The organism is Mesorhizobium sp. M2A.F.Ca.ET.037.01.1.1 (assembly GCF_003998075.1).
In the GTDB taxonomy this organism is placed as follows: domain Bacteria; phylum Pseudomonadota; class Alphaproteobacteria; order Rhizobiales; family Rhizobiaceae; genus Mesorhizobium.
Genome location: NZ_RZSA01000281.1, coordinates 1 through 6854 on the forward strand (window position 1 = coordinate 1; position 6854 = coordinate 6854).

5 protein-coding genes are annotated in these 6854 nt (G+C 63.4%); 3 read left to right on the forward strand and 2 right to left on the reverse strand.

Annotated features, from left to right (window positions below):
• Positions 1-90: 90 nt before the first annotated feature.
• The gene (locus EOA27_RS15845) at positions 91-1002 is read right to left on the reverse strand and encodes an EamA family transporter (RefSeq protein ID WP_126079738.1); all 912 of its coding nucleotides are present in this window, start codon (positions 1000-1002) and stop codon (positions 91-93) included.
• Between the two features lie 270 nt (positions 1003-1272).
• Here EOA27_RS15845 and EOA27_RS15850 point away from each other — a divergent pair, with 270 nt between their 5' ends.
• The 3 genes from EOA27_RS15850 (at position 1273) to EOA27_RS15860 (ending at position 4743) form a co-directional block, all read left to right on the forward strand.
• Positions 1273-2265, forward strand: a complete 993-nt coding sequence (locus EOA27_RS15850; protein WP_126079739.1) for an adenosine kinase — start codon at positions 1273-1275, stop codon at positions 2263-2265.
• A gap of 340 nt (positions 2266-2605) precedes the next feature.
• On the forward strand, positions 2606-3247 hold the full coding sequence (locus tag EOA27_RS15855) for an antitoxin Xre/MbcA/ParS toxin-binding domain-containing protein (protein ID WP_348639863.1): 642 nt from the start codon (positions 2606-2608) through the stop codon (positions 3245-3247).
• 365 nt (positions 3248-3612) lie between these two features.
• A complete protein-coding gene (locus EOA27_RS15860) occupies positions 3613-4743 on the forward strand; it encodes a porin (protein WP_127256652.1) in 1131 nt (376 codons plus the stop codon).
• Positions 4744-4834: 91 nt separating this feature from the next.
• On the opposite strand, the gene EOA27_RS15865 is transcribed toward EOA27_RS15860, so the two are convergent.
• Positions 4835-6854 (reverse strand): NADP-dependent malic enzyme (locus tag EOA27_RS15865; protein WP_145970368.1); only part of this gene is annotated, 2020 nt, incomplete at its 5' end.

Genomic DNA, 6854 nt, shown 5'->3' on the forward strand with positions numbered 1-6854 from the left:
GGTGCAGACCCCTCATCGAGAAGCGACGCCCCCGAGATAGGCGGCGAGGAAGAACGGCGCAACTGCAAGGCGAGATCGTCGCCCGACCGTTCACGCTTTTCCCGGGATCGCTCCCGCCCGGCCGGCCGGAATGGTCATTGCCGCAACGCCGGCGACGACAAAACCCATGCCGACCCAGGCGGCCGGCCCCAGGCTTTCGCCCAGGAAGACGGCGCCGATGCCGACGCCGATCGGCACGCGCAGATAGGCCTGCGAGGTGGTGCCGACCGAGCCCAGCGTATGGATCAGGCGAAAATAGATGACGAAGGCCAGCGCCGTCGAGAAGACCGACAGGCCGAGCAGGGCCAGGATCGAAGCCGCCGACGGCGCAAGCGTCCATGGCCGGTCGACGATCAGGCTGAGCGGCACAAGCATCACCGCGCCGCAAAGCATCGAACCCGCGGCGGGTATCATCGGATCGAAGCCCTTGAAGCCGCGGCCGAAGATCGCCGCGCCGGCATAGGAGACCGTCGCGATGACGATCGCAAGCTGCGCCCACATTTGACGGCCAAGCCCGCCAAGCGCCTCGGTGCCGATGATGAGGCAGATGCCGACGATGCCAGCCCCGACGCCGACGAGCTTGCGCGCCGTGACGGGCTCATGGCGCGTGATCAAGGCCGTCAGCAGGAAGGTGAAGATAGGCGATGTCGCGTTGAGGATGGTGGCAAGACCGGCATCCACCGATCGTTCGGCGGCGGCGATCAGGGTGAAGGGCACGACGCTGTTGAGGCAGGCCTGGAAAGCGAACCGGCGCCACATTGCCGCGTCGGCAGGCATGGCAAGGCCGCGCCAGCGGATGACGCTGAGCAGAATGGCCCCGGCGATCATGGTCCGAGCGGCGATGAAGGTGACAGGCGGGATCGTCTCGACGCCGATCTTGATGAAGGTGTAGGAAGCGCCCCACAGCACCGCCAGAGCGCCGAGCAGCGCGAGGTCGGTGGGCATTTCGGTCTTTTCGGACATTTCTGCGCCTTCCGTCTGCGGAAACAATCCGCTTCTAGCCGATAGCGGCGCGGAAATGTTTCGATCGCTGTGAAACCATAGCGGCGAGGGCGGCGGCCGATATGAGCCAGTTCGATGCGAACGCTGCCGCAGCCGGTGAACAATCGGCGGCGAGTTCGGCGTCATGGAAGGCGATGGCGATTTTCGGGGTAGGCAAAGCAGCGGCAACTCGCTAGACCCGCGCCCGGCCGGCATGCCAGATAGCCGGGTGGGTTCTTGGCGGAGATTTTGATGCCGGAATATGACGTGCTTTGCATCGGCAATGCCATTGTCGACATCATCGCGCAATGCGACGAGGCTTTTCTCGAGACCAACGGCATCATCAAGGGCGCGATGAACCTTATCGACGCCAGGCGCGCCGAACTGCTCTACAGCCGCATGGGGCCGGCGATCGAGGCTTCAGGCGGCAGCGCCGGCAACACGGCGGCCGGTGTCGCCAGCCTCGGCGGACGGGCCGCCTTCTTCGGCAAGGTGTCGAACGACGCGCTGGGCGAAATCTACACGCACGACATCCACGCCCAGGGCGTGGCCTTCGACACCAGGCCGCTCGCGGGCGAGCCGCCGACCGCACGCTCAATGATCTTCGTCACGCCGGACGGCGAGCGTTCGATGAACACCTATCTCGGCGCCTGCGTCGAGCTTGGGCCCGAGGATGTCGAGGCCGACAAGGCGTCCGGCGCCAGGGTGACCTATTTCGAGGGCTATCTGTGGGATCCGCCGCGCGCCAAGGAGGCCATCCGCCAGACGGCGAAGCTGGCGCATGCCGCGGGCCGCGAAGTGTCGATGACGCTGTCGGATTCCTTTTGCGTCGACCGCTACCGCGACGAGTTCCTCGAGTTGATGCGCTCGGGTACCGTGGACATCGTCTTTGCCAACAGCCACGAGATCAAGTCGCTCTACCAGACCGCTTCCTTCGAGGAGGCGCTCGACGCCATCCGCAAGGACTGCAAGATAGCTGCCGTCACCCGTTCCGAGAAAGGCTCGGTGATCGTGCGGGGCGACGAGACCGTCACCATCGAGGCGACGAAGATCAAGGAACTGGTCGATACGACCGGCGCCGGCGACCTCTATGCCGCCGGCTTCCTTTATGGCTACACGACCGGACGCAGCCTCAAGGATTGCGGCGACCTCGGCTCGCTGGCCGCCGGGCTGGTGATCCAGCAGATCGGCCCGCGCCCGCGCCAGAATCTCCGCCGCGAGGCCGAGCAGGCAGGGCTGCTCTAAACGGCGCGGCGAGGCAAATTGCATAAGAACGCCGTACCGTTGCGTCATCGCGGACAGGCTCGGAACCGGCCCGTCTGTCGCGCCCCTGTCACAGACCGCTCCTACACGCAAAGATAGAGCGTTCCGCGACTGACATTTCGGCACGCCAGACCAGGGGTGTGAAGATGCAAGCCAGCAACCTGCCGGGCCGCGGCGTCCATTGCCGCCGCAATCTGTGCTTTCCGCGATAGAATTTCAGCAGCCGCCGGCGCCTGGGGAGGAGCGCGGGCCACAAGACGAACGCATGACCAGACTTCAGACCCCGTCCGAGGGGATTTCGCAAGAGACGTTGGCTGGCCTAGTGACCGAAGCCGTACAGCAGACATTGATGCAGCATGGTGTCCTGCTGGACGCACAGGCCCTGGTTTCAGCCAGTGTGCTCTCCGGCAGCGTGGCGGCTGCCCTGCCCTTCCTGCCGCCGGCGCAGCGCCATGCAATCGATTCCTTGAAGGCCGATTGGACCGCGCTCATCTCCGAGTTCTTCCGGACGGTGCCCGACAGAATTGCAAGCGGAAATCCGATGGTATCCGATCAGGCTTCCGGGCGCGCGCCGCCGGGGGCGGGACGGCTTCAGAATATCGCGGAACGCGCGGCCGGTCTTCAATCGATGCTGCTTGAGGATTGGGCAGGCGAAGTCGCCGGCTCGACCTATTTGGAAGAGAAGCTCCGGATCCCGCGCTCGACGCTGCATCGCTGGCAAAGGCGCGGCGAGGTCGTCGCGCTGCGCAAGGGCGGCCGCAAACATGTCTTCCCACTGGCCCAGTTCGTCGACGGCAGGCCGGTCCTGGGCATAAGCGACGTGCTGTCGGCGATCGCCAATCCGAGGCTTGCCTGGTTCTGGCTGACCCGCCCCGCGCCCGAGCTTAATGGCCGCGTCCCTATAGAGATGTTGAGGGAAGACATGGTCGCGGACGTGGTCCGCGCCGCGCGCACCGTGTCCTGAGCGGTTCGGCAAGGTTTCCGCGCAACCTGCGACATAATTAGCCGGGCAATTAAGTGTGATATAGATGTAATAATTGGCACATTTGGCACGTTCTCGGGATTTCTTAGTGTTTCGATTGTATAAAGTGTGCAAGTTGTCCCAATTTTACAAATATATGACGTGATATTTGGGCAACAAGATCTTTATAAGATTGAAAAAAATGCTTTTCCGACGCAATCTCTGTTGTACGTGACGAGCGATTAAGTCATGTCCAGAGCGAAGAAGCGGCGCCGATGCGCGTACTTTTTCAACGATGGGGACGGGGGTGGCAAACGCCGAACGGCATGTCAGGCCTGTCTTGAACCTTTGACTGGAGATTAAAGAAAATGAACATCAAGAGCCTTCTTCTCGGCTCCGCTGCGGCCCTGATCGCAGTTTCGGGCGCCCGCGCCGCCGACGCGGTGACCGTTGCCGAGCCAGAACCGGCCGAATATGTGAAGATCTGCGACGTCTATGGCGCCGGCTACTTCTATATCCCCGGCACCGAGACCTGCCTGCGCGTCGGCGGCTACGTCCGCTATGACGCCGGCGTGGGCGATGTCGGCTCGTTCGATGGCCGCACGGCCACCGACCATGAGGACGGCGACGCCCAGGACACTTGGAAGAAGAACGCCCGCTTCAACCTGAAGACCTGGACCGGCCAGGAAACCGAGCTTGGCACGTTGAAGACCTACACCGAGACCAAATTCAACTTTCCGAACGGCGGCGCCACGAGTGTTTCGCTGAGCTTCGCCTGGATCCAGCTCGGCGGACTGCGAGTCGGTAAGGATGAATCGCCGTATGACGCGTTTATCGGCTACGCCGGCAACGTCATTCAGGACACGCTGATCCATTACGGCCAGAAAGATACCAACGTTGTCAGCTACTATTTCGACGCCGGCAGCGGCATCACGGGCGTGATTTCGCTCGAAGAAGGATCGGACACTACGGGCTCCACGGGCATTTCCGGCACGATCGACAGCTATGTTCCCCATGTGGTCGGCGGCTTGAAGTACAAGGGCGACTGGGGTGCGATCACCGGCGTCGTCGCTTATGACAGCAACTACGAGGAAGTGGCCGGCAAGGTCCGCCTGGATGTCAATGTCAGCAAAGAGCTGTCGCTGTTCATCATGGGCGGCTATGGTACCGACGACAATCTCAACGATCCGGCCTACGCGATCCCAGGTCGAGGCCGCGGCTTCTACAAGCCGTGGGGCGGCAACTGGGCTGTCTGGGGCGGCGGCACCTACAAGTTCAACGAAAAGACTGCCTTCAACCTTCAGGTCTCGGCTGATGATGCCAAGAACGCCGCCGTCGCGGCAAACATAGCCTATACGATCGTTCCCGGCTTCACGATCACGACCGAAGTTGACTATGTCCACGACGGCAAGTTCGGCGACGCCGACGATTTCAACTGGACCAAGGCCGACAAGAAAAACAGCGTCGGCGGCATCGTCCGCTTCCAGCGCTCGTTCTGATCGACCCTACCACCTCATACGGAAAGGGCCCGTGGCATCGCCGCGGGCCCTTTTGTTTGATCCCAAGCAGGGCCTTTGACGCGCCGGCCCGTCAATTCCCCGCCGTATAGGCCGCGATCGCCGCCATGTTGACGATGTCCGAGTCCTTGGCGTTCAGCGAGACGATCTGGACCGGCTTGTTCAAGCCGACCAGCAGAGGGCCGATGACGGTCGAGCCGCCGAGTTCTTGCAGCATCTTGGTCGAGATCGAGGCGGAATGGAATGCCGGCATAATCAGCACATTGGCCGGGCCGGTGAGCCTGATGAACGGATATTGCGCCATGGAGCGCGGGTTCAGCGCCACGTCCGCCGCCATCTCGCCGTCATACTCGAAATCGACGCGGCGCTTGTCGAGGATGCGCACCGCCTCCTGCACGCGTTCGGAGCGCTCGCCCTGCGGATGGCCGAAGGTGGAATAGGCGAGCATGGCAATCCTCGGCTCGTAGCCCATGCGGCGGGCAAAACCTGCCGCCTCCTCGGCGATGTCGGCGATCTGCTCGGCGTTCGGCATGTCGTGGACGGCGGTGTCGGCGACCAGCACCGTCCTGCCGCGGGCGAGCACGATCGATACGCCGATCACGCGGTGGCCGGGCTTGGCGTCGATGATGCGGCGCACATCGTCGAGCGCGGTGGAATAGTTGCGGGTAACGCCGGTGACGATGCCGTCGGCATCGCCCAGCGCCACCATGCAGGCGGCGAAATGATTGCGGTCGTTGTTGATCAGGCGCTGGCAGTCGCGGAACAGGAAGCCTTTCCGCTGCATGCGTTCGTACAGATAGTCGGTGTAGATGCCGTTGCGGCGCGACAGCCTGGCATTGATGATCTCGATGCCCTGCTTGTTCAAGTCGATGCCGGCATTGCGGGCATTGTCCTTGATGACGTCGTCACGGCCGAGCAGGATCGCCGTGCCGAGCTTCTGGTTCACATAGGAGACGGCGGCGCGCATCACCTGCTCCTCCTCGCCTTCGGCGAAGACGATGCGCTTGGGCTGGCGGCGCACGCGGTCGTAGATGCGCTGCAGGGTCGAGGCGATCGGGTCGCGGCGGGCGGACAGTTCCTGCGCGTAGCGGTCGAGATCGAGGATCGGCTTGCGGGCGACGCCCGATTCCATCGCGGCCTTGGCCACCGCCAGCGGAATCGCCGAGATCAGGCGCGGATCAAACGGCACCGGGATGATGTAGTTGGGGCCGAATTTCGGCCGGTTGCCCTGATAGGCGGCGGCGACATCGTCCGGCACGTCCTGGCGCGCCAGCTCGGCCAGCGCCCTGGCCGCCGCGATCTTCATCGCGTCGTTGATGGTGGTGGCGCGCACATCCAGCGCGCCCCGGAAGATATAGGGGAAGCCCAGCACATTGTTGACCTGGTTGGGGTAGTCCGAGCGGCCGGTCGCCATGATGGCGTCGGTGCGGATCTCGGCCACTTCCTCGGGCGTGATCTCCGGATCGGGATTGGCCATGGCGAAGATGATCGGGTTCTTCGCCATCGACTGCACCATGGCGGTGGTCAGCGCGCCCTTGGCAGACAGGCCGAGGAAGACGTCGGCGCCGTCCAGCGCCTCGGCAAGGCTTCGCGCCTCGGTCTTGACCGCATGCGCCGACTTCCACTGGTTCATGCCTTCGGTGCGGCCCTGATAGACGACGCCCTTGGTGTCGCACAGGATGACATTTTCCGGCGCGAAGCCCATCGCCTTCATCAGTTCGATGCAGGCGATGCCGGCCGCGCCCGCGCCGTTGCAGACCAGCTTGGTGGTCTTCATGTCGCGGCCGGTGATCTCCAGCGCGTTGATCAGCCCGGCGGACGAGATGATTGCCGTGCCGTGCTGGTCGTCGTGGAAGACCGGGATATCCATCAATTCGCGCAGCCGCTGCTCGATGATGAAGCACTCCGGCGCCTTGATGTCCTCGAGATTGATGCCGCCGAAGGAAGGCCCGAGGAAGCGCACGCAGTTGACGAACTCGTCGGCATCCTCGGTATCGACTTCGAGGTCGATCGAGTCGACATCGGCGAAGCGCTTGAACAGCACGGACTTGCCTTCCATCACCGGCTTGGAGGCCAGCGCGCCGAGGTTGCCG